The 23,877-nt window shown below is 37.7% G+C and carries 16 protein-coding genes; 12 read left to right on the top strand and 4 right to left on the bottom strand.

Annotated features, from left to right (window positions below):
- Nucleotides 1-124 precede the first annotated feature (124 nt).
- From A9C19_RS17505 to A9C19_RS17480, 6 genes are all read left to right on the top strand, one after another.
- The gene (locus A9C19_RS17505) at nt 125-1,153 is read left to right on the top strand and encodes a Wadjet anti-phage system protein JetD domain-containing protein (protein ID WP_072581123.1); all 1,029 of its coding nucleotides are present in this window, start codon (nt 125-127) and stop codon (nt 1,151-1,153) included.
- Complete coding sequence (locus A9C19_RS17500; RefSeq protein WP_072581122.1) at nt 1,138-2,649, top strand: replicative DNA helicase; 1,512 nt, start codon at nt 1,138-1,140, stop codon at nt 2,647-2,649. Before A9C19_RS17505 ends, A9C19_RS17500 begins: the two co-directional genes overlap by 16 nt.
- A complete protein-coding gene (locus tag A9C19_RS17495) occupies nt 2,639-3,373 on the top strand; it encodes a DUF6063 family protein (RefSeq protein ID WP_072581121.1) in 735 nt (244 codons plus the stop codon). Before A9C19_RS17500 ends, A9C19_RS17495 begins: the two co-directional genes overlap by 11 nt.
- A complete protein-coding gene (locus A9C19_RS17490) occupies nt 3,373-7,800 on the top strand; it encodes a coiled-coil domain-containing protein (RefSeq protein WP_072581120.1) in 4,428 nt (1,475 codons plus the stop codon). The genes A9C19_RS17495 and A9C19_RS17490 overlap by 1 nt, the downstream gene beginning before the upstream one ends.
- Nucleotides 7,801-8,204: 404 nt before the next feature.
- Nucleotides 8,205-8,786 (top strand): histidine phosphatase family protein, encoded by a 582-nt coding sequence (locus A9C19_RS17485; RefSeq protein WP_072581119.1) that lies wholly within the window; start codon nt 8,205-8,207, stop codon nt 8,784-8,786.
- A 976-nt stretch (nt 8,787-9,762) separates the two neighbouring features.
- Nucleotides 9,763-10,743: a tRNA dihydrouridine synthase gene (locus A9C19_RS17480; RefSeq protein ID WP_072581118.1), complete on the top strand. Its 981-nt coding sequence runs from the start codon at nt 9,763-9,765 to the stop codon at nt 10,741-10,743.
- A gap of 99 nt (nt 10,744-10,842) precedes the next feature.
- Here A9C19_RS17480 and A9C19_RS17475 read toward each other — a convergent pair whose 3' ends face one another.
- From A9C19_RS17475 to A9C19_RS17460, 4 genes are all read right to left on the bottom strand, one after another.
- Complete coding sequence (locus A9C19_RS17475) at nt 10,843-12,783, bottom strand: ABC transporter permease (RefSeq protein WP_072581117.1); 1,941 nt, start codon at nt 12,781-12,783, stop codon at nt 10,843-10,845.
- A complete protein-coding gene (locus A9C19_RS17470; RefSeq protein ID WP_072581116.1) occupies nt 12,773-13,534 on the bottom strand; it encodes an ABC transporter ATP-binding protein in 762 nt (253 codons plus the stop codon). The genes A9C19_RS17475 and A9C19_RS17470 overlap by 11 nt, the downstream gene beginning before the upstream one ends.
- A 106-nt stretch (nt 13,535-13,640) precedes the next feature.
- Nucleotides 13,641-14,645 carry a sensor histidine kinase gene (locus A9C19_RS17465; RefSeq protein WP_072581115.1) on the bottom strand — a complete coding sequence of 335 codons (1,005 nt, stop codon included), beginning with the start codon at nt 14,643-14,645 and terminating at the stop codon, nt 13,641-13,643.
- The gene (locus tag A9C19_RS17460; RefSeq protein WP_072581114.1) at nt 14,642-15,331 is read right to left on the bottom strand and encodes a response regulator transcription factor; all 690 of its coding nucleotides are present in this window, start codon (nt 15,329-15,331) and stop codon (nt 14,642-14,644) included. The genes A9C19_RS17465 and A9C19_RS17460 overlap by 4 nt, the downstream gene beginning before the upstream one ends.
- Nucleotides 15,332-15,798: 467 nt before the next feature.
- Here A9C19_RS17460 and A9C19_RS17455 point away from each other — a divergent pair, with 467 nt between their 5' ends.
- The 6 genes from A9C19_RS17455 to A9C19_RS17430 all read left to right on the top strand — a co-directional run bounded on the left by A9C19_RS17455 (nt 15,799) and on the right by A9C19_RS17430 (nt 23,717).
- The gene (locus A9C19_RS17455) at nt 15,799-17,163 is read left to right on the top strand and encodes an NAD(P)-dependent oxidoreductase (RefSeq protein ID WP_072581113.1); all 1,365 of its coding nucleotides are present in this window, start codon (nt 15,799-15,801) and stop codon (nt 17,161-17,163) included.
- 44 nt (nt 17,164-17,207) lie between these two features.
- Nucleotides 17,208-18,494 (top strand): NAD-dependent dihydropyrimidine dehydrogenase subunit PreA, encoded by a 1,287-nt coding sequence (gene preA, locus A9C19_RS17450; RefSeq protein WP_072581112.1) that lies wholly within the window; start codon nt 17,208-17,210, stop codon nt 18,492-18,494.
- A gap of 16 nt (nt 18,495-18,510) precedes the next feature.
- Nucleotides 18,511-19,929, top strand: a complete 1,419-nt coding sequence (hydA, locus tag A9C19_RS17445) for a dihydropyrimidinase (RefSeq protein ID WP_072581111.1) — start codon at nt 18,511-18,513, stop codon at nt 19,927-19,929.
- A 223-nt stretch (nt 19,930-20,152) separates the two neighbouring features.
- Complete coding sequence (locus tag A9C19_RS17440; RefSeq protein ID WP_072581110.1) at nt 20,153-21,631, top strand: NCS1 family transporter; 1,479 nt, start codon at nt 20,153-20,155, stop codon at nt 21,629-21,631.
- A 16-nt stretch (nt 21,632-21,647) separates the two neighbouring features.
- Entirely contained in the window at nt 21,648-21,875 is a 228-nt protein-coding gene (locus tag A9C19_RS17435) for a hypothetical protein (protein WP_072581109.1), read from the top strand.
- Nucleotides 21,876-22,085: 210 nt separating this feature from the next.
- Nucleotides 22,086-23,717: a PucR family transcriptional regulator gene (locus tag A9C19_RS17430; protein ID WP_072581108.1), complete on the top strand. Its 1,632-nt coding sequence runs from the start codon at nt 22,086-22,088 to the stop codon at nt 23,715-23,717.
- Nucleotides 23,718-23,877: the final 160 nt, after the last annotated feature.

The following is a 23,877-nucleotide window of genomic DNA, read 5'->3' as shown; positions in this document are numbered from 1 at the left end:
GTTCTAACACGAAATGTACAAGTAGTTTCCTATTATATGTTATATAATACCATTAAGGACTAAAGATCAGATTTATAGAATGCTCATGCGTAAAGATAATAAATCAGAAAGATGAGATGGTAGTATGAAAAGTAAAATAATTTCAATCCTTGAGCAAGTTAAGGGATCTATGATAACGCTTAGTGAATTAGAAAGTGTAGCTACAACTCTTGATACATATGATGATTTTTCTGCTACAATCCATACGTTATTAGACGAAGGTTACATGACACCGGTTAAGAGTCATGGTACTAATTGGATGGGCTTGCCCAATAGTTTTAGGATTCAGAAAGGGAAAGTGAAGCAATCACTAATAGAAGAGATTCAAGCGATACAATTTAAGGTGCATCCTACGATTGAATTACGACCTTATTTTTCTTCCTCTAAAAAGAAATGGAAGGAGGACAAGCCTTGGATTATGTTGATTGACGACTATTTACAGGAAAACGGACTGCCTACATCTTTTACAAACAGCTCGGAACGTTCTTATGAAGTAATGAAGGATGAAAAATGGATTGACGAGAAGGGAGGAAAGGCTCTTTTAGATAAAATTAATCTATATGATAAATTGAAGATCACGAAAACCCCTGATCCTCTTATGTTTGCAATCAATCCAAACAACCTACTAAGGAATGATCGAGTACATAAACACCTCATTGTTGAAAATAAGGCTACCTATTCAGGTCTTATAGAATCCTTATTAACGACCAATTTTACTACACTGATCTATGGTTCAGGGTGGAAAATTGCTTCGAGTTTGAATCAACTTCCCAACCAACTTGGTCTCCCTGATAAGGAAAATCAACATGAAATCTATTATTTTGGCGATTTAGATTATGAAGGGATTAGCATCTATTTTCATCTTTATGAAAAATATAATGTAAAACTTGCCAGATGTTTTTACGAAGCGATGCTCAGAAAACCGTTCTACAAAGGAAAAGAAAATCAAACGAAAAATGAAATGGCTGTACATCACTTTTTATATGAATTCAGCCAAGAAGATCAAAAAAAGATCTTGGCTATGTTTGAGGAGCATGCTTATTATCCTCAAGAAGTCTTAACAAAGGAAGAGTTACACACAATATGGAGGAGCGCGGTATGGACACACAATTAAAAGGAATAACAGAAAATTACCGTGAACGAATGCAGCGGTTAGCTTTATTTGATCCGTTATATCGATTAGAGAATAAGCGGGAAAAGGATGAGAATAACAAGCAAATTGATTATTTTGGTTACGGCCTATTATCTCTATTATTTTTCTTTGAAAATATGTTAATCCGAAATAAAAAAACGAGTATTCAGGATTTGGCGGAATATTTATATAGGTTGAATCAAGGGGAATATGCACTTTCACTTGAAGGCTTTGAAAAGGTGGCTAGAAATGTAGTGGAAACTTTTCGTCCACCTGGTGGAAAGCGGAATGACAAAAAGTTTTATAACTGGGAAACGAGAGAGCATGAAGCTGTTCATTACTCAATTTTGAAAGCCGACCGAGCTGATATACATACGAATACTCAATATTATAAATTAGATGAGCAAGGGCTAGAATTAGTGTTTGCAACGAAGGAGTATTTTACAGAATTTCAGCTTTCTATTAATCAGTTAGTTTTGCGGAAGCAACTTGAAAAAGGAGAGTTCGTAGGAGCGTTAAGGCAGATTGATGAAATGCAAATTGATGTGGAATCTCTAAGAAATCGGATAACAGTTGTAAAACACGAAATTCAACGAAATATCATTTCGGATGAAACATATGAACGATATAAGCAAATGGTTGATGACATTAATACTCGATTAACAAGAGAAAACGAAGAGTTCAGTGAATTACATTCTTTTGTCAAGGAAACGAGGAATCGTTTAGCGTATGATATGAACTCAGAGAAGGATAGAAAAGCGTATGAATTCATATTGCAAATTGATCGAGAGCTTGGTGAGGTTCATCATATTCATACTATGCTGTTGAAGGAAAGCATTGAATTGAAAACAACTGCATTACATGCAGCCCAAGAGGCTCTGTATTATGTAGGGATTGACTCATTTAATTTTAAGCAGGAAATTACAGCTGCTCTTGTAAGTAAGCCTTTACCTCTCGTTTCATCGAAACAATTAATAGAGCCATTTTTGTCAATAGAACAAAGTGAAACATGGTCTCCATTCGTTATCTTTTCAGAACAGCGAATAGAGACGCAAGACGGAGGAGAGCGCATGAATAACTTTGATGATCTCTCAGATGAGGCGTTACAGGAACTTGAGAATGCAATCATTCGAAAACAATTTGGAGAGATTATGAATCTGGTAGTGAAGGTCATGCAAGGGAAGGGTGAAATTACCCTAAAAGAAGTAGTGGAACGCATCGATGATGAAGATTCAGATTGGTTGGATAAAAAAATATTTTACCAATTCTGGTATGTCATGCATCAACGCTCTCCGATCACATATGAAAAAACAGAGGATCGTAATGAATCATTATTTGAAGAAGTTTTAGCTTTAGTAAAAAATAAGTACTCCACTATAGAAGTGGAAGAACTACAGGAAATTATGACAGTAACGAAGCGATTTTCAATCCAAAATATGATACTACGTTTAAAAGTGGGTGAAGAAGATGGATTATAAACAGGATGAAGTGATGAAGGCCTTTCAAATTTATTCGAGGATTAGTAAAAAAGGATATAGTGAAGGGGATGAATTAAGACTTTATTTAGCTGAGGATAAGGTAAGAGGACTCGTGGATCAGTTTGCCAAAGAAGTAGATTGTACTATTTTTTCCGTTGGGGAAAGGCTATATTTTGTTCCTCTTGCATTAAATTCTCCGTTTCATATTTCGAATGATACGTTGAAAAAAACCTATTTTACGGGGAAAACGGTTAATGCAGATATATATTTTATGTATGTGACGATTATTATTCTGTTTGGTGAATTTTATGATAGCTATCAGACGACCGAACCAACCCGTGATTTCATTTCAATGAGTGATTGGTTGGGGCAAGTTAATGAACGGCTTGAAACGTTACGTGAAATTGGAGAGGAAGAGTTAAAAGAGCTTGAAAAAGAGTATGAATACAACTGGAGTTCGATTATTGGAAAGTGGACAGATATGGATGATTTAAAAGAGACGGCTAAAGCACAATCCGGTAGAACGATAAGTAGACTGAGCTTTCTTCATACTGTTAAAAAGTTCTTAGTTGCACAAGAATTAGTACAGGATATTGGAAATGATGAAATACAGTTAACGGAAAAAGCGAAGGTCATTGTGCAAAGATATTTCATGGAGCTAGAGTATAATCGTGGAATCTTGGAGTTTATATATTCATTTGACCATCAAAAGGAGGAAGTCTAATGCCCTCAATTTCAAAGATCAGATTTACCAATGTTGTCTATGAAGGTGGAGCAAAGCGATATAATGACGATATTTTCTTATTTGATAGTCATAATGGGGCGATTTTACTTGAAAATGGTGGAGGGAAAACAGTATTTATTCAAACTGCCATTCAAGCAATTTTACCTAATGTAGAACTGGCGGAGCGCAAACTGAAGGATACGCTCTCCCTGGAGTCTGCTAGTGCTCATATTGCGATTGAGTGGATTATTAATGAACGACCTAGACGTTATGGACTCACTGCTGTCACATTATATATGGCAAAAGAAGGAGTGAAATCGTATCGATACACCTATGAGTATGAGGAGGCGGACAAGCATCGAATCGAGAATATACCCTTTGTCAGATCAAATATAGGCGGTAAGGCTCGACCTGCAAACCGCGATGAGATGAATGATTATTATACGTCAATGAAATCATCACATCCTTTAAAGGCGAGCACATTTGATACCGTACGAAGCTACCATCAGCATCTTGAAGATCGATTTAAAATTATCGCTTCTGAATGGAGAAAAATAACCGTAATAAATGGCTCAGAAGGTGGTGTGGAAAGTTTTTTTGATGGCTGTAAAACGACCTCACAGCTTGTGGATCAACTACTTATACCAACAGTAGAAGAAGCAGTTGCAGGAAAAGGATCCAATGATTTTGTCCAAACCTTTGAAAAGCAGCGGGAGCATTTCAAAGCACATAAACGATTAAGAAGAGTGATTGAAGAGAACAAACAGGTAGAAATGCAAATTGAAAGCTATGTTTCTTCCTTTAAACAGGTAGATCAAGAAGTCAAACAATTAGAGGAACAAAAATCTAAGTTGAAAGCACTATATAAGTATACGAAACAAGAGCAGGAAGAAACGAAAGCAACCTTATCAAAAATCGAGACTAGCATTGAAGAGTGGCAAGGTGAGAAGGAGGAGTGGGAGCGTAAGGAAAAATCCTATGAGATCACACGACTAGAACAAAAAAGAGATAAGGCGCTTGAAACGTATAAAGAAGTGCAAGATGAATTTGATAAGCTTGAACAGAATCATACTGAAAAGACTAATCGTATTGCACAGTTAAAGGTAGCAAAAGCTAACCGGGAAATAAACAAAAATAAACAACTACATTCCTATTATACAGAACAGCTAACTCTCCTTGAAAGAGATGAAGAAATAATTGATATTGAGGAGCAATTAGCAGATAATACCGCCTTTCTAAAAGGGTATTTTCTTCATGAAGAAGAAAAAATTCAAGAACATATCAATCAAGTAAAGCAGCAAATAGACAGAAAGAAGGAAGAAATAACACAAGAGGAAAAAGTATTTAATCACCTTAACGAAATTTTACAAGAAAAGATATTAAGTGAAACAGAGTTAACTAGTAAGAAAACATATGTAGAAAACGATATGAGGGAAATGGCCAAAGAAATTTTGTCTAATCCTCTTAAAGAAAGAGTAGAGGAAGAATTTCCTAAATGGGAAAATGATTTTCAACGTTATGAACTAGAAATGATCAATTATAAAAGTCATATAAAAGGACTAGAACAAACAAAAGAGGACCTTAAGATTACTTTACCTAATGTGAGATCAGAATATGAAAAATTTCGTGATGAATCAAGAACGTTTCAGCAACAAATCAAAGCAATAGAAGACCAACAAAACGAAATTTTATCAGAACTAGTTGTACAGATGACACAATGGCAGCATTATTATTCCATTTATGAAAAAGAAGAAACCATTATTGGTCAGCTAGAGGAGAAAGTAGAAAAGCTATCGCGTGAAAGAGAAGAGCTCCTTTATAAAGAAAGGCAAGCAACGAGGTTTTCAGATGACTATGAACATCATACATCCTTTACCGCTGATCCTAAGCTGGAATTGTGGAAAAACAGATGGAGAAATCAATTTACTTATCTCGAACTAGGAACAGATTTCGTTCAACAGGCAGCTAAATCATTAGAAGGGTCAGTGGAGGAGTATCATACCCATTACCCGTATTGGGCTATAACATTCATTGTAACAGAAGCAGAGGTTATGAAGCTTCGTGATAAGCTCCTTTCTGTTGAAGAGGAAATGTCACATCCGGTATATATATGTACGGAGGAAGAAGCTCGGTCATTCATTCGCGGTCAGGTGAAGTCATGTGATCAGCATGTTTTTCCTCGTATATGGAAAGAAAACCTTACTATAGAGGGATTTAATAATTGGAAAATAGCGGTTAAAAAGGTTGCGAATGAATCACAGGACGAACGGATTACGAAAGAAATAGAGCTTGAAAATTGGCGAGCGGTATTAGAGAAGGTCCGAGGGTTTTTAAGAAAGTATCCCTTTGAGCAATACACTCTCTTAAAAGAACAATTTAAAGGAGCCTCTGAGGAAGAAGCTAAACAAAAAAGAGTTATACAAGAAGTGACGAAGCAAATTGATTCAATTGACAATGAAATAGGAACGTATACTAAGAGGTTGACAGAAGCAACTAGCTTATATACTGGTTTGATGACAAGGTTGAATGAGGGGAGAAAGTATTTCTCTAAGAAGAAAGACCTCGACTTCTATACAAAAGAATTAATAAGAATTCGTGAAGAAGTTGAAGAGGAAAAATCAAAACGAGAAAAGTCAAAAAAGCTTATTGCCATTTTAAAGGGAATACGTAATGAATTAGATGAGGAATTACAACTGGCTAGAGAGCCTTTGTCTATCTTAAGAGCTGATGCATATTACAAAGAAGTGGTAGGAGAACAACCGAAATATTCTTCTAAAAGTCTGGAGCTTTTAGTCAGTGAACGAAAAACGTTGCGTAATAAATTAGAGGGTAAGCAACAAGGAAGAGTCCTGCTTGAAGAAAAGCTAGCTACAGTTAATGAGAAACTTCAAGGTTTATCTAAGGAAATAAAGGGATTAGAAGATCAATATGGAACAGTTGATACGATTGAATTCCCAGCTCATGGAGAGGAAGAAATTTCTCAACTAAGTAAGACGATTAGGGGATTAGAAGGGGAAGTTAATGAACTAAGACATACTGTCATTGAGATTCGGGAACAGTGGTCAAAGGCAAGCAATGAATTCGAAATTCGGAAAGACGATTTTTATAACCTTTTTCAAGAAATCGTCCTTTTTAAAGATTCACTTGTTGAAGTAGAGGAGCAGCTTCAAGTAGAAAAGGAACGACTACAGGAAAGATATACGTTTTTAACTAAAGAACAAAAAAGATATCAATTAGCGAAAGCTGAAATCGAAAACGCTATTATTGAATTAGACAAACAGAATATGGTTTTTGCTTTTTTACACGAAAATGTTCGTGAAACTCTTCTAGAAGAAAAAATTCAACAAGATTATGCATATAAACGAATTGAAATCATTCATCATTTGGTAAAGTCAATTACTTCCGTACATGCAAAAGTACTTTCCTTAGATAAAAAGAGAAAAGAAGAAAAAACACAATTTATTAAATTCTGTGAAGAGAACATTTTGGATATAAGACTGCGAAACACATGTATTACAGGGATTGAACACAAGATCACCTATAGCGATGTGATTGAATGGCAAGAAAAAATGAGTGAGCGAATTCATCGAACTGTCAAGATTGCTGAGGAAGATATGAGAGAACATGACAAGCAATTACAGCAATTCATCGCCCATCTTCACCTTTACTTACAAACTATCGCAGACGAATTAAGGTTAATACCAAAACAAACACGTGTAAAAGTAGAGGATAAAACAAAAGACATTTACATCTTCATTGTACCTGACTGGGACGAGCAGGAGGGGAAAGAAGCTCTTCGTCAACATATTGATTGGATGGTTTTACAACTAGATAAAGAAGAATATAAAGATGATGAGGGAAAAGAGGACGATTCCCTCATACGGAAGCAGATTGAAAAGTGGCTTCACACGAAACAGTTACTCAAAAATGTTATGAAAGAAAAAGATATCAGTGTAAAGTGTAGAAAAGTAAGTAACGATGGCAAAGTCAGCGGTGCTCTAACTAGCTGGGAAAAATCAAACGCTTGGTCTGGCGGGGAAAAATGGAGTAAAAACATGACGCTGTTCCTCGGTATTTTAAACTATTTAGCAGAAAAAAGAGTACCACTTCAAGGAAACCAAAAGCGACATAGAACTGTTATTGTTGATAATCCTTTCGGGAAAGCATCAAGTGACCATGTATTAGATCCTGTATTCTTTATTGCCGAACAATTAGGCTTTCAAATCATTGCCTTAACTGCTCATGCAGAAGGAAAGTTTATTCGTAAGTATTTTCCTGTCATTTATAGTTGTCGCCTTAGAGAGTCTGCAAGTGGAGAAACACAAATCATGACTAAACATAAAGAAATCCGAACGGCATTCTTTAAAGACAATGATCCAGAAGCAATGGGAAGATTAGGAGAACAAGAACAACTGACCTTGTTGTAATTTGCGGACCAATAAACTTCGATATATATTTGAAAGATAGATGCTACCTTATTTTCCTTTAATTGATCATAAATATAAAATGGATAATGAAGGGAATTTAAGGTGCATTTGATGAAATGGTTAGAAGTGAATAACGGTTTATTTTAGTAGAAGCATTAATAGTATAGTAGGATGCATACTGCTACTGAAAAAAAGAATCTTCACATGACTTCCGATAGCATTGGGATGCGATTAGGTAGAGATGCAATAACACTTTAGTAGTTGTATGGCAAGGGTATAGGTAGGGGTAATTGATTGAGAAGTGTTGGGAATCATCCTCATGCTACTTTAAAAAAAGGTCAATTTCATGTGATAAAATAGTATAATTAAAATGGTTAATTATGTAAAAAAGTGAAGGGGGTAGTATGAAAACTTATATATATATGGTGAGACATGGTGAATCGCCTTATACAGAAGGAACTGAAAGAACAAGGGGGCTTAGTGAAAAAGGAATAGTAGATGCTAAAAGAGTCACTCATATTTTGCTAAAAGAGAATATTGAAGTCTTTGTTTCAAGCCCTTATAATCGTGCAGTCTTAACCATCGAGGATTTGGCTAAACGTTCTGGAAAAGAAGTGTTAGTGTTTGAGGACCTCAGAGAAAGAATCTTCTCCAATGAAGATTATCGAATGTCTGATAAGGATTTATACCCTTTGTTAACAGAATCGTTTGATGACCCGCATTTCTCATTAAATGGTGCTGAGTCTAATGCCGATTGTCAAATTAGAGCTATAGCAGTTTTGAAAGAAATTCTTTCAACCTATCAAGGCAATAAGGTGGCTATAGGAACTCATGGTGCAGTAATGGCCTTAATGATGGGGTATTACGATAGTGAATATGATTTGAATTTTTTATTAACTACATCTAAGCCGGATATTTATAGAATGGAATTCATTGAACATGAATTGGTTGGAGTGACAAGGCTGTGGAAGACTGTTTCTACATAAATTTGAGAGTTCATTTATGTAGAGGTATGGTGACAGTTCTACTGCTTCTGCAACTGCAGGACTGTCAGGTTAATTCCCCAACTAAAAACAGAACTAACAATATCAGATGTTGATGAATTCGATTATAAGAAAAAGGAATATAAGGATTATTTCATTTAAAAAGGGTTTTTATAATAAATTGAATAGGCAACTCCCTTTTCAGGTAATTGCTTATTTCGTTTCATAAAAAGTTCTTATGATTGTGAAATAAATTCTTGTGTCATGTCTTCTATGAACGAAAACGACTTATGGTTGAATGGAGTGGAAGTGCGAGACTCCTGCGGGAGGAGGCTCACCGCCCACCCCGCGGAAAGCGAGCAACTGGAACGGAATTCAACCAGACCGGACACTTGATAAATCTAAGAATTCAATTTATGAAATTCATTCGAATGATCTTTAATAAACTACTGCAATGAGGAATAACTGGACAAAAAGAAGTAGAAAAAAGATGATTGCAAGTAATTTGTTTAGTAAAAATGGAAGTCTGTTTAATACTCTTTGAACATAGTAATTGATTCCGGAAAAACCAATTGCATTGTAGCTAAAAACATAATCAGAAATACTTTTTCTCTTTACAAACATTCCTTCCATACAGCCCGATTGTTGCCTTTTGCAGGATAATGGCTTTAAAGGCATTAATGGCAATAGTGGTCATTAACAAGGCTAGATAAGTACTTGGAAATAGGATATCTCATGTAATAAATACTCGACGTGATTAAGAATAAGAACAGAATGACATATATAGAATGTTTTCCTTCTTTACTAATTCCTCCTTTATCTCTCCATCCCCCATAGGAAAAAATAAACAACCCTTTCAGATTGATAAAAACTACCTAAGCATGGTATAAGTGTAAAAGGAAGTGCGGACAGTTTGCTTTTTGATTTTGGGATATGCGAATGAATTGGTATCCTGTTATGAGAGGATTTGAGTTTTGTTATGAAAGAAAATTTCTGGCGTGAATTACCACGACCATTTTTTATACTTGCACCAATGGAAGAAGTGACGGATGTTGTGTTTCGACATGTTGTGAGTGAAGCGGCAAGACCGGATGTGTTTTTTACGGAGTTTACGAATACGGAGAGCTATTGTCATCCTGAGGGGAAGAAGAGTGTTCGTGGGCGATTGACTTTTACAGAGGACGAGCAACCAATTGTGGCCCATATTTGGGGAGACAAGCCTGAATTCTTTCGGGAAATGAGTATTGGGATGGCGGAGCTTGGATTTAAGGGCATTGATCTTAATATGGGTTGTCCGGTTCCAAATGTGACGCAGCACGGTAAGGGAAGTGGTCTTATTCGCCGTCCTGATGTTGCGGCAGAATTGATTCAAGCGGCAAAAGCTGGAGGACTTCCTGTAAGTGTGAAGACGAGACTTGGCTTCTCGGAACTAGAGGAATGGCGTGACTGGCTAACACACATCTTGAAGCAAGATATTGTGAATCTTTCTATTCATCTTCGTACTAGAGATGAAATGAGTAAAGTACCAGCCCATTGGGAATTAATTCCTGAGATTAAAAAGCTACGTGATGAGATTGCGCCAGATACACTGATCACAATCAATGGAGATATTCCTGACTACCAAACGGGCTTAAAGCTTGCAGAGGAATACGGGATTGATGGTGTGATGATTGGACGCGGGATTTTCGCGAATCCATTCGCCTTTGAAAAAGAAGCAAGAGAGCATAGCAGTAAGGAATTATTAGATCTCTTACGACTTCATATGGATCTTCATGATAAATATTCTGGCTTAGAGCTACGTAAATTTACAGCTCTGCATCGCTTCTTTAAAATCTACGTCAAAGGATTCCGTGGTGCAGGTGAACTAAGAAATCAATTGATGAATACAAAATCCACAGATGAAGTGCGTGAGCTGCTTGAGAGCTTTGAAGCACAGAATTCTGATGTGGTGGGGAAGTAGGAGAATCTAAAAGGGTAAAATTGAATTGCCTGAAGTATTTCTTCTAACTCCCTATTACCCTTAAAAAAACCTCCAGCCACTAGTGCTGGAGGTTTTTCGTTATAAAGCTTCTTTAATCACTTTCTTCGAATACATGACAGACAGTATACCAAAGAGCGAGTATAGTATGGTATATAAAGCCATGACAATAATCATTGGAGTCCACACCTCTGCTCCGAACAGGAACCAGCCGGATTGGACTGCGAAATAGCTGTGAAGTAGTCCAATGACAAGTGGGATACCGAAGCTGAAGAGCTGTTTTACACGGAGTCCGCTTAGTAGATCTCCCTGTGTGAAACCAAGCTTGCGTAAGATGGTATAGGTTGGTTGTTCTTCTTCACTTTCTCCCATCTGTTTGAAGTAGAGGATGCATCCAGATGTGAGTAAGAATGAAAGGCCAAGGAAGCCGACAATGAACATGACTAGACCCATATCTCGTTTTTGTAGGTTGAGTGTATGAAGCTGAGAATCGTTTGGTGCGTTTTCGTTAAGTTTCATCGAAAGAAAAATGTTGTTAGCTTCTTGATTTTGCTTCGGATCTAGTAGATCGATTGCTATATTCGTCGATGATAAGGACTGAATCTCTGCTTCTCTATCCTTTGAAAGCTGTTTAAAGACGGAATCATCTACAATGGCTGTCGGCATACCATATGAATAATAGGAAGACACATACGTTTCTTTTTCCATTCCTAAATATGTCTGAGGAAATGATTTTGTCTTACCATGAAGGGTAATCTTTCCTTCACTGTCTAGAGGGATCAATTTTTGCATTAGGTCACTGTAGCCTGTAAAAAGCGTTTCTTCCTTTGAAAGCTCTTTGCCGACTGATTCTTCACTGATAACAGGTAGAGTCATGGAGTTTGAATCAAAGCTCACTCCTTCGAATGTAGTTTGGAGGATCTCCCTAATATCTACGTTTACCATAATGACGTCAATGTTTTCCTGCTTATAGTCAATCCCTGCGTCAGTTAGCGCCTGTGTAAATCTTTCAGCATCGTTAGTTTCTGTAAAGGCAAAGTCTGAAGGAACTTGTTGTTTGGCAGTAGCTCCAGCTGAGTAATAGGAAATATAAGATAAAGATAGTAATCCGATTGCCAGGGCGGAGACAGTTGTAATGATTGTCAAAAGCAGGGCATTAGATTTCATGCGAAACATAATGGATGAGAGGGAAAGTACCTCGCCTACTTTTAAATATCCGTCCTTTTTCTTACGAATAAGCTGGAAGAGAAAGCTTACGGAACCTTTGTAAAAAAAGTAGGTCCCAAGAATGACAGAGCCTAAAATGAAAATCATCGCTAGAAAAAGAATGTTAGTCGATGTAAAGTCTCCATCGAATAATTTTGATGAGACAAAGTACCCTGTCACAATCATCACAATACCTAACAGACCAATTACGATCTCGAACCTTGTGATTTTTTTCCCTTTTTCTTCGGAAGAAGATTGTACTCTAAACATCGAAAGAATGGTCTGCTTCTTTATGAAGGTGTAGTTCATGATCATAATAAAAAGATAGATCACCGTAAAGACAAGTAGAGTCTGAGTTAAAGCTTGAGTTGAAAAGTGCAGCTTTGCTACATCTGCCACGCCTGTTATTTTGAATAAAATCATCATCACAAGCTTTGAAAGGGCAAATCCGGTAAAAATGCCAAGAATAAGTGAGCCGAAATAAATCATAAAGTTTTCAGCAGTTAACAGGCGAAATATTCTCTGCTTCGTCATACCAAATAGCTGAAACAATCCAATTTCCTTACTGCGGCGTTTAATAAATATAGTATTCGCATACAGTAAAAAAATGGTGATAATCGCAACCAAGAGGACAGAAGCTGCTTTAATCGCGGCGCCGCCCTTTATAGAGCCCTCAACATCATCCATTGAAGGGTCGAACTGAAGAGTGACGAATGAAAAATAGAGCGCGACGCTAAATAAAAGTGCGAAAATGTATAGATAGTAGTTTTTTAAGTTCTTTTTAAAGTTTTTTACGATTAGCTGATTAACGCTCATTCTGCACCCCACCCAGAACACTCTGCGTTTTCATAATATCGTTAAAGAATTCCTGCCTCGTTTGGTCTCCTTTAGTAAGCTGTGTATAGATCTGTCCATCTTTAATAAAAATGACCCGGTTACAGTAGCTTGCTGCAGCAGGATCGTGTGTAACCATGACGATGGTTGCTTTTCGTTTTGCATTTAGCTCTGACAGTTTATTTAGAAGGTCGGCAGCGGATTTGGAGTCAAGCGCACCAGTTGGTTCATCTGCAAAGATGATGCTTGGCTCGTGGATAAAGGCTCGTGCTGCAGAGGTTCGTTGTTTTTGACCTCCTGAAATTTCATTTGGATATTTATCTTTCAATTCAAAGATGCCAAGGTCGTTCGCCACTGCTGCAAATTTTTGATCGGCTTCCTTTTTAGGGAGCTTTGAAATCGAAAGAGGAAGCAGAATGTTTTCTTTTACAGTTAAGGTGTCGAGTAGATTATATTCTTGAAAAATAAAGCCGAGATGATGCTTCCGGAACTCAGCAAGCTGCTTTTCCTTCATGCTTGTCATCTCTTTGTTCTCAATGCGAATGGTGCCTCCACTTACTTTGTCAATGGATGAAAGCACATTTAATAGGGTTGTTTTACCAGAACCTGATGCTCCCATGATGCTGACAAATTCACCTTCTCCCACAGAAAGATCGATTCCTTTTAACACGTCTTGTTTATTAAACTTATTACCATAGCTTTTTTGAAGTTTGGCTGCTTCTAAAATAATCATAGATGTGTTCCTCCTTTTTTATTTCTTCTTTCTTTTATTATAAAAAGAGGGGTCAGCTTTTTCCTTTGTTTTAGCGAACAAATAAAGGAAGCATGTGACAATGTTGTCACATGCTTATGACAGCAGCGAATTCATTCTTTTTTGGGAAGGTAAGGGTGAAAATCGTTTCTACATTTGGGGTGGAGGACGCTTGGATATCAATTAACAGCGGTGTCGCTGCCTTTTTGGCCAAATAAAGCCCTATTCCAGTAGCCGCCTGGTCATGATGGTTGGCTGTTGAGGTGAAGGCTCTATCAAAGATTCGCGGAAGATCTCTAGGATCGATTCCCTTACCAAAATCCTTCACCTCTAGCTTAATCGTATCGTTTGCGAGAAAGCTTCGTATGTGAATCTCTGATGCTTGGCTGTATTTTACAGCATTCGTTAAAATTTGCCTAAGTATAAATGCAAACCACTTAGCATCAGTTATTACTTCCTGTTGCTCGAGCTCAAGATCAAAGCCTATGCCTTTTTGGATGCACCATGATTGTAATGTTTTTAACTCGTTAAAGAGAACGACTTCAAGATCAACCTTCTCCATATAAAGATCATTTTCAATAGAAGGGATGCGTTTTTGATGTAGCTGTTGATCGAGTAATAGGTGGATGCGTAGCCACTCATACGTTAGATTTGTTTTTAATTGTCCATCCTCAAGTCGATCGATCATTAGATGCATGGCAGTCAATGGAGTTTTTACTTCATGAATCCAAGACATGAGGTCATCCTTTTCTTGCTCAAGAGCGATCGAATGGTTCAGTGCGTCTTGCTTCAACCCTTCTGTCTGATCCAGCAGGGTTTTCTCTACCAACTTTTCAAAAGGACTGTCTGGAGCTGGAATACTCGTCACATCCAAATTTTCTTCTCTAGCCGAAAGCTCTTTGTAAAAGGCCGTCTCTTTTTGAGAACGAACAAGTAGAAACACGAAAAAGGCCGACGATGATAAAAAGATCATATAGAGAACACTCTTGAAATGCAAAGCTGAATCAAGGTACGAAATAAATAGAAACAATAGGTGAATCGTTATGAAGAAGACGATCCAGCTTAATCGTTCTTTTAGAAAAAGCTTAATCATAGTATGTCCTCTTCTAACGCCATGTAGCCCTGTCCTACTTTTGTTTCGATAAATCGCCCAAGCTTAATTTCCTCAAGTCGCTTCCTTAGCCTGTTCACATTAACCGTTAATGTGTTGTCACTGATAAACCGTTTATCATCCCAGAGACTATTTATCAGTTTATCTCTAGTGACAACCTTGTTTTTATGATCAATCAATAGCTTTAAAATGAACATTTCATTTTTTGTGAGCTCAATTGTTCCATCGTTATTTTTGACCAAGTTCCGTTCATAATCAATTGTTGCTCCACACCAGGTCTTGATGTGGATTTGCTTTGAACTATAGTTATACACTCTACGCAAAATAGCCTGGATCTTAGCAATGAGGACATCAAAATGAAAGGGTTTCTGAATAAAGTCGTCGGCGCCAAGCTGCATGGACATGACCATGTCTGTAGGGTGATCACGAGATGATAAAAAGATAATGGGCACATTTGAATGAGAACGGATCATGCGGCACCAATGGAATCCATCAAACTTAGGCAGTTGAATATCAATAATCACTAAATCTGGTTTGATCTCTGAAAAATCCTCCATCACCTTACTGAAATCCTTAATTCCGTATATTTCATACGACCATTGATTCAGTCGTTCCTTTATTTCTGTGTAAAGGGAAAAATCATCTTCAATTAATAGAATGTTAAACAACCATCTCACCACTCAGTCATATATCTATATGCTTATAGTTTATAGCAAATATTGGTGATTATCTAGAGAGGGAGTTGAAATAGAGACAAACACATAAGGACATGTACTGAATCCTCTTTGTACCTCACCCAATTAATTGAAAAAATAACTGAAAACATCTTCCACTCCATCATTTGGAATAAAATCTAACAAGAAATCATCGATTTTTTATAAGAAAGGGCACTAAATGGTCCGATATCTTACAAAGTGCAAAAGAAACTGCTACTAGTATTTAACATTATGTATAATGTCAGGCTCCTAGACAGAGAGTAAACTTATTTTATAGAAAACAAAGCAGGATGATAGGCAAGAGCATGGATGATGTCCATTTAGTAGGGGGGACGTTTGATTTTTCACTTTAAGAATTGGTCGTAAGAAATCGGCTTACACATGTTTCTTTTTAGAGTTTTTTGACAGGGGGTTAGAAGGTGAAGAAAACTTCTATTTCATTAGTAGACCTAGCTAGTAATTTTGATGAAGTGGAGGAAGGGTTATCAAAAAGAGAGGCTTATGAAGAGGCGAACAGATGCTTATATTGCTATGATGCGCCTTGTATTACAGCCTGTCCGACAGGAATTGATATTCCATCATTTATTAAGAAGATTTCTACTGGGAATTTGCTGGGGTCAGCAAAGACTATTATGGCATCTAACCCTGTTGGAGCAAGCTGCGCACGTGTTTGCCCGACAGAGGAATTATGTGAAGGTGCTTGTGTGTTAAATCATTCAACAGAACCAATTATGATTGGGAATTTACAAAGGTATGCTACAGATTGGGCGATTCATAATGAAAAAGTCCTCTTCCAACCTGGCGAAAGGAATGGCAAGACTGTTGCAGTAGTTGGTAGCGGTCCAGCGGGACTTTCTGCTGCTAGGGAACTCGCTTTGTTAGGCTATCAAGTGACAATATTTGAAGCGGAAGAAAAAGCTGGTGGCTTAAATACGTATGGAATTGTTTCTTTTCGACTTCCGCAATCAATCGCATTTTGGGAGATTAACCAAGTGGAAAAGCTCCATGTGGAAATTAGAACGAATACTCGTGTAGGAGTGGATATTTCCGTTGAGGAGCTTCTAACAAGCTATGACTCTGTTATTTTAGCGATTGGTATGGCAAGTGTTCCGCGAATTGGAATAGAAGGGGAAGAGGCAGTAGGAGTGTACGATGCAATTGATTTTGTGAAAGAAACGAAAACGAAGGATCTCCCGATGGAGTTTATAGGCAAGAAAGTGGCGGTCATTGGAGCCGGTAATACGGCGATTGATGCAGCAACATGTTCAGTGCGATTAGGTGCAGAACATGTCAAAATCATCTATCGAAGAACAGTGGATGAAATGACAGCTTATGATTTTGAATACGAATTCGCTAAGCAAGATGGTGTGGAATTTAGATGGTTAACTTCTCCGCAAAAAGTCATTACGGATGATACAGGCAAAGTCACAGGACTTCAATGTATAAGGATGGAGCTTTCGACGGAAAGTGTTGATGGAAGGAGAAAGCCTGTACCAATTGAAGGGTCCGAGTTTGTGATGAAGGTTGATGCCATTATTCGTGCAATTGGACAGTCGAGACATAGTGAGATGTTAGAACAATTTCAGGTGAAACATCATAATGGGGTCGTTCATTTATCTGAAGGCTCTAATCAAACGTCTAACCCTATGGTCTTTGCCTGTGGGGATGTGATTTTTGGAAAGGATCAAGGTGAAGCAATGGTTGTATCTGCTGCTCAGCAAGGGAAATTAACAGCTTATGAGCTTCATGAAAAGCTAGGGAAACAATCAATGGGAATTGCTTAACTCAACGAAGGATATCGTCACAAAAAGTACGAGGGGGTCCGTTTATGGCTGACTTACAAATTGAACTTGCAGGTATCAAATCACCAAATCCATTTTGGCTAGCCTCTGCACCTCCAACGAATTCCGGCTATCAAGTGCAGCGCGCGTTTGAGGCAGGCTGGGGTGGGGCTGTCTGGAAAACACTAGGTGAGCCAATTATTAATACTTCTTCTCGGTTTGCCGCTGTTAGCTTTAATGGACAAAGAGTCGCTGGCTTTAACAATATAGAACTGATCACCGATCGACCACTTGATGTTAATTTGAAGGAGATTTATGAAACAAAGAAGAGATTTCCAGAGCATACAATCATCGCCTCGTTAATGGTAGAACCAAAGCAGGAGAAGTGGCATGAAATTGTCAAAAAAGTGGAGGCTGTAGGTGTTGATGGGTTAGAGCTTAACTTTGGCTGTCCACATGGAATGGCAGAGCGAGGTATGGGAGCTGCGTCAGGGCAGGTTCCTGAATTAGTAGAAAAACAAACTTACTGGGCGAAGGAGGTGGCACAAACCCCTGTTATTGTCAAACTCACTCCTAATATTACGGATATTACGGTAACTGCAGAAGCTGCTGTTAAGGGCGGTGCTGATGCGATTAGTATGATCAATACAATAAATAGCTTAGCGGGGGTAGACATCAATACATGGAATACAATTCCGCATGTTGGTGGAAAAGGAGCACATGGAGGATATTGTGGTCCTGCTGTAAAGCCGATTGCCCTGAATATGGTGGCAGAGTGTGCGAGAAATCCGTTAATTAATGTACCGATTTCAGGAATTGGGGGGATTTCAAATTGGCAAGACACGGTTGAATTCCTATTAATGGGGGCTACGGGTGTGCAAGTATGTACGGCAGCTATGCATCATGGCTTTAGAATTGTTGAAGATATGAAAGATGGACTGTCAAACTATCTTGATGAAAAAGGAATAGACTCCGTGATGGAACTTGTAGGGAAGTCCGTACAGAAATATTCTGACTGGGGGAATTTAGACTTAAATTATAAAGTGGTTGCTAGGATTAACAATGATACATGTATTAATTGTAATAAATGTCATATTGCCTGTGAAGATACTTCCCATCAATGTATTGATCTACTAAAAGATCCAATCGGGAAATCAGTTTTGAAAGTGAGAGAGGAAGATTGTGTAGGGTGTAATTTATGCTCCATTGTCTGTCCGGTTGATGGAGCGATTGATATGGTTGAAGTGAAAACAGACTTACCGCCAATGACGTGGAATGAAAGACAAACAGCCTTATCTACAATTCAAAGCTGTGATGTTAACTTAGTAAAATAAAATTGAGGTGTTCTTTATGAAGAAGGTCATCATTAATGGAACAATTGTTACGGCAACAGAAACGTATGAAGCAGACATTTTGATAGTAGACGACAAAATTACTTGTATAGGAAAACAGCTAAATAGAGATGTGGATGAAGTTATTGATGCGAAAGGTGCTTACATTTTCCCGGGAGGAATTGATCCACATACTCATCTTGATATGCCGTTTGGAGGAACTGTGACAAAGGATGATTTTGAGACAGGTACAATGGGAGCTGCTTTTGGAGGAACTACGACTGTCATTGATTTTTGTTTAACGAATAAAGAGGAGCCTTTGAAAAATTCGATAAAAACGTGGCATGATAAATCGAAGGATAAAGCGGTTATTGATTATAGCTTTCATTTAATGATAGGTGAGATTAATGAAGAGGTTCTAGAGGAGCTTCCACACATTATTAATCAAGAAGGCATTACCTCCTTTAAGGTATTTATGGCTTATAAAAATGTCTTTCAAGCAGATGACGGTACATTGTTCAGGACGCTAGAAGCAGCAAAAGAGCTAGGGGCACTTGTGATGGTTCATGCGGAAAATGGAGATGTGATTGATTACTTGACGAAAAAAGCATTAAGGGAAGGGAAAACAGAACCGATCTATCATGCTCTTACTAGGCCACCTGAAATTGAAGGTGAAGCAACAGGCAGAGCAGCAAAGCTAACAGAACTCACACATTCACAGCTTTATGTTGTCCACGTTTCTTGTCAGGATGCGGTTGAAAAGATTGCAGAAGCACGAAGTAAAGGAGTTGATGTATGGGGAGAGACTTGCCCACAATATTTAGTATTAGATAAAACGTATTTAGAAAAGCCTCATTTTGAAGGCGCAAAGTATGTATGGTCACCTCCTTTGCGCGATAAGCATCATCAAGAGACGTTGTGGAGAGCTTTAAAAAATGGTGAACTTCAAACTATTGGATCGGATCAATGCTCATTTGATTTTGATGGGCAAAAATCGTTGGGAATAAATGATTTTACAAAAATTCCTAATGGAGGCCCTATCATAGAAGATCGTATGAGTATTCTTTTTTCAGAAGGTGTGGAAAAGGGGCGTATCTCTCTTAATCAATTTGTTGACATTACTTCGACTAGGGCGGCTAAGTTGTTTGGCTTATTCCCTAAGAAGGGAACAATTGCTGTTGGAGCGGATGCAGATCTCGTCATCTTTGATCCGAGTGTCAAACGAACCATTTCAGCTAAAACGCATCATTTAGCCGTTGATTATAGTGCCTTTGAAGGGATGGAAGTAACAGGTGAGCCAATCTCAGTTCTTTCAAGGGGAGATTTCGTGGTGAAAAACAAAGTATTCGTCGGGAAAGCTGGAAACGGTAAATTCTTGAAGCGTGCGAAATATGGTGAAATGGTTGATGTGGAGTCAGAAGTGAAGGTACCTTTATAAATTAATCTCTTTTTCTTAAACGTTGTTGAAAGAGCTGCACTATCTTTAGAGAGGGAAAGACCTTGAACTAGGGAATGTAATCTATCATTTAGTTTTTTCTAGCGATTTAACAATCTGCGATAAATTAAATGGGTGGAGTTGAGCTGTAGGTGTAATTAGCTGTAAAGGAATGAACTAAGTTCGTGCTAATATGTAGAAATACCTAAAACTAGGGGGGAATTAGTTGGCTAAACATTACTTGAAATCTCCTGATTTGTTACCTATATCACATGATGAAAAGAAGATTAGTGCAGTTGGTTTTTCATTTATTTGGGTTGGGATGGCTGTTGTATTGGCCGCTTTTGCAATAGGTGGAGCTGGAGTTCAGAGTTTATCATTAGGCTGGGTTGCAGCTGCGACCATTATTGGTTCCTTAGCTCTAGGAATATTAATGACAATGACGGGTGACATTGGTGTTGAACATGGGCTTTCGTTTCCTGTCTATATGAGAGCGCCCTTTGGGACAGTTGGTACTCATATCCCCTCAATCGTTCGTGGATTCGTGGCATCATGCTGGTTCGGAGTAAATACTTATTTTGGTTCAACAGCCATGAATGCCATATTGGCTACAGCTGTAGGCTTTGATAATTGGTTTGTATGTTTCCTTCTATTTGCGACCCTCCAGTTAGTCAATACAGCTCTTGGAATAAAAGCAGTTGAGAGATTTGCAGATTTGGCTGCTCCTATAATTATCTTAATCTCTGTATGGATGTACTTCACACTCTCAGATCAAGCACTACAACAAGGTCGAGAGGTATGGAGTTGGATTGAAAGTCCTGTAACAGGTGGCGCGGCAGTAACTGCATTTGTTGTTGTTATCATGTCTAATATGGGCTTTTGGGGAACGTTAACGGCAGATATGCCTTCATTGTCAAGGTTTGTAAAAGCTCCAATGAATGAAAAAAATTGGTTTAAGCGGAACAAAGTTCAAATCGCAGGTAATTTAATTGCGTACCCAATTGTCCAAACCTTCATGGTTGTGATTGGTGCAGTGTCTTATATAGCTGTTGCAAATTACGATCCGGTCGTAGCTCTTCAAGCATCTGCTAGTGGTCTTATTCTAGGAATTTTACTTTTGATGATTGTGTTTGCACAATGGTCAACGAACATATCTGCTAACCTTATACCGGCAGCGACGATCTTTTCAAATGTTGGTGGCCCGAAAATACCGTTTTGGGCAGGAGTAATAGCTGCTGGAATAGTGGGCATTGTGGTTCAGCCATGGAGCTTATTTGGGATTATCATCGAAATGCTCTTAATTATTGGGGGAATCCTTTCGGCGATTGTTGGAATCTTAATTGCCGATTATTATTTAATACGTAAACGTAGGGTAAATGTCCCTGATTTATATGAAAGCAAAGGACAGTACAGATATATGAGTGGCATTAACCTGGCAGGGATGATTTCCTGGGCTTTAGGTGGAGTAGCTGCTGTTATTTTTTCTACCTACTCCTTTCTAATTGGATTCGCAGTAGGAGCCATTAGTTATTATTTTTTAGGAAAGTATTGGTGGTTTAAGAAGTATAAACAAGCTGAATTACTGGATCCTAATGATGACAAGTATTTAGGAATCTCAGTTGGGCGGAATTGGGAAATTAAGGTTGAAGAAGAGGTAGAAGTCGATCTGGTCATTGGGGCTGAACCGGCAGCGGAAAAGATGTAGGAGAGAAGGGAAGAACATGTCAGAATATATGGAATATCTACTTGAAAAAGAAAAGATAGATAATTTGTTTGATCAAGGATTTCATATAGCTCATGTGATAGAGAATTTAAATGGAGCATTGGTTCAATTTAAGAGAGAGAATCCAAGTGCAAAAGGAGAAAATGAAGTAAGAGAATTACCTATTAAAATGGCTGAGTCTAGAAAATACTTTGCCACTCAATTACTAATGAGAGCCATTGTATAACCATAGTAGGTAGGATGATAGATGTCCTGCTTTTTTCTTTGCCTTGAAAACAGGAATATGTGTGATATGAAATGTGCCAAGCCTAGGGCTATGCTTAATAGGTTCATATCGTAAGGCTCGTTAACCTTGTAAATAAATGTAACAAGGTGATGGACGGTCACTTTATCTCACCTTATACTATGTAATTATGGTGGATGAGGTGATTGAAAAGTGAAATCATACCTTACTGTTGAGGAAATCTTATCAAGAAAACATTTTGAGCATACTGAGATTGTCGCTGGAGCTTGTGGTGTAAATCGTTATGTGAAATGGGTTCATGTTGTGGAGTCTATAGAGGCTACTCATTTATTAAAGGGAAATGAGCTAATCCTGTCAACAGGACTCGGATGGAAGGATGATCCTAGGAATCTTTTACACTTTGTTCAACAATTAATTGATTGCCATGCAACAGGATTATGTATTGAAATGAATACATACATCAAAACCATCCCTCAAGAAGTGCTAACACTAGCCAATACACATCAATTTCCTATCATAGTTTTTCATCAAGAAGTGTTATTTGTTGAAATTACTCACGATATCCATTCTCTTATCATCAATAAACAATATCAACTCCTCAAGGAATTAGAACAATTTTCTCTTAAGCTAAACAACATGATGTTAGAAGTAAATCATCATGATCAATTTCTGTCTCTTTTGCAAAGTTATTTAGATGTAAATGTCATGACCATCTTTACTAGTGGGAGGGTCGAATGTACTCCGAATATGAGTGCAAATCAAAGAAATCGTATACTACATGATGAGGTAAAACATGATGAAAACCTGTCTAAAATGACGAAAACTGTACAAATTCTCGGTGATGCTTATGCAGAGCTCATGATACTGTCTAGAAATAGAGAGCTAAATGAATTTGATGCGCTTATATTAGACAGGACGGCAAATATATTAGGTCAATTTTGGTTACGAGATTTATATGTAAAGGAAAAAAGACTGGATCGACATGACGAGTGGTTACACTCCTGGATAAATGGTGAGATAAAGAGAGATCTTCTTTATCATCAGCTCTCATCTCTTCATGATTCGTCTGATTTTTCCGGGGGGATTGTGTGGGTTTGTAAGGTGAAAGAATTACAGGCAAGATCACCTAATAAGGAATACACCTATTTTAAGTTAATGACAAGAACCGTTTTTGAGCAATTTGGCTTTCATCTTTTCTTTACTGAATCAGAGGATCATCTCATCATTTTAGCGCTAGATAAACGAAAGAATGAGAGTTGGAAAGAAAGGATGACAAAAGCAATAAGTGGTATTCATCAATATGATTCACAACATAGAAAAAGTTATACTGAACTATCGATTGGTGCAGGTCAATATGTGCAGGATCTCATGAAAATGAACAAAAGCTATCAATCAGCTTTACAAACTATAGAGCTTCAGAAGTTTGTCGATGAGGAGTATACTAGCTATTTTTATGAAGATTTGCATATGTTTCGCATGTTGAACATTTTGAAGGAACAGGGCAACCTTGAAGAAACGGTTTATGGATATTTAGAGCCTGTTATTGAATATGATAAAAGCTTTAATGGAGAATTATTAACGACATTAAGGATTTATTTAGAATGCAATGGGTCCAAGCAGGAAACATCAAAAAAACTGTTTATCGTAAGGCAAACTTTATATCATCGGATTGAAAAGCTCGAGAAAATTTTGGGTGGAGACTTTATGCATCCAAAAAAGCGATTAGAATTAGAGTTTATGTTAGCTGCCTATACCTATTTAAAGAGGCATAACAAGGAAATGAATGTAAAGAACCAGTCTTGTTATATAAGTCAGAATATTTAGAAAATATCTCTTGCTTTTACTGGATATCTTGATAGAAATATGCTTCATTCAAACTGTTCATTTTTTCATAATCGGTACTTTACATTTTGTCTAATGCTTAGAATCCCTCACTATTTGATAATAGTTTTATAGCAACGGAATGGCTTTAGTAAAAAGGGAG

Origin of the sequence: Bacillus weihaiensis, assembly GCF_001889165.1 — a bacterium.
GTDB lineage: Bacteria > Bacillota > Bacilli > Bacillales > Bacillaceae > Metabacillus > Metabacillus weihaiensis.
This window is presented reverse-complemented; position numbering and strand designations above follow the sequence as displayed.

Coding starts and splice junctions, on each gene's coding strand:
- A9C19_RS17470 (WP_072581116.1), bottom strand. CDS start 13,534: ATGATTATTTTAGAAGCAGCCAAACTTCAAAAAAGCTATGGTAATAAG.
- hydA (WP_072581111.1), top strand. CDS start 18,511: ATGAAGAAGGTCATCATTAATGGAACAATTGTTACGGCAACAGAAACG.
- A9C19_RS17480 (WP_072581118.1), top strand. CDS start 9,763: ATGAAAGAAAATTTCTGGCGTGAATTACCACGACCATTTTTTATACTT.
- A9C19_RS17490 (WP_072581120.1), top strand. CDS start 3,373: ATGCCCTCAATTTCAAAGATCAGATTTACCAATGTTGTCTATGAAGGT.
- A9C19_RS17505 (WP_072581123.1), top strand. CDS start 125: ATGAAAAGTAAAATAATTTCAATCCTTGAGCAAGTTAAGGGATCTATG.
- A9C19_RS17485 (WP_072581119.1), top strand. CDS start 8,205: ATGAAAACTTATATATATATGGTGAGACATGGTGAATCGCCTTATACA.
- A9C19_RS17435 (WP_072581109.1), top strand. CDS start 21,648: ATGTCAGAATATATGGAATATCTACTTGAAAAAGAAAAGATAGATAAT.
- A9C19_RS17465 (WP_072581115.1), bottom strand. CDS start 14,645: ATGATTAAGCTTTTTCTAAAAGAACGATTAAGCTGGATCGTCTTCTTC.
- A9C19_RS17475 (WP_072581117.1), bottom strand. CDS start 12,783: ATGAGCGTTAATCAGCTAATCGTAAAAAACTTTAAAAAGAACTTAAAA.
- A9C19_RS17500 (WP_072581122.1), top strand. CDS start 1,138: ATGGACACACAATTAAAAGGAATAACAGAAAATTACCGTGAACGAATG.
- preA (WP_072581112.1), top strand. CDS start 17,208: ATGGCTGACTTACAAATTGAACTTGCAGGTATCAAATCACCAAATCCA.
- A9C19_RS17495 (WP_072581121.1), top strand. CDS start 2,639: ATGGATTATAAACAGGATGAAGTGATGAAGGCCTTTCAAATTTATTCG.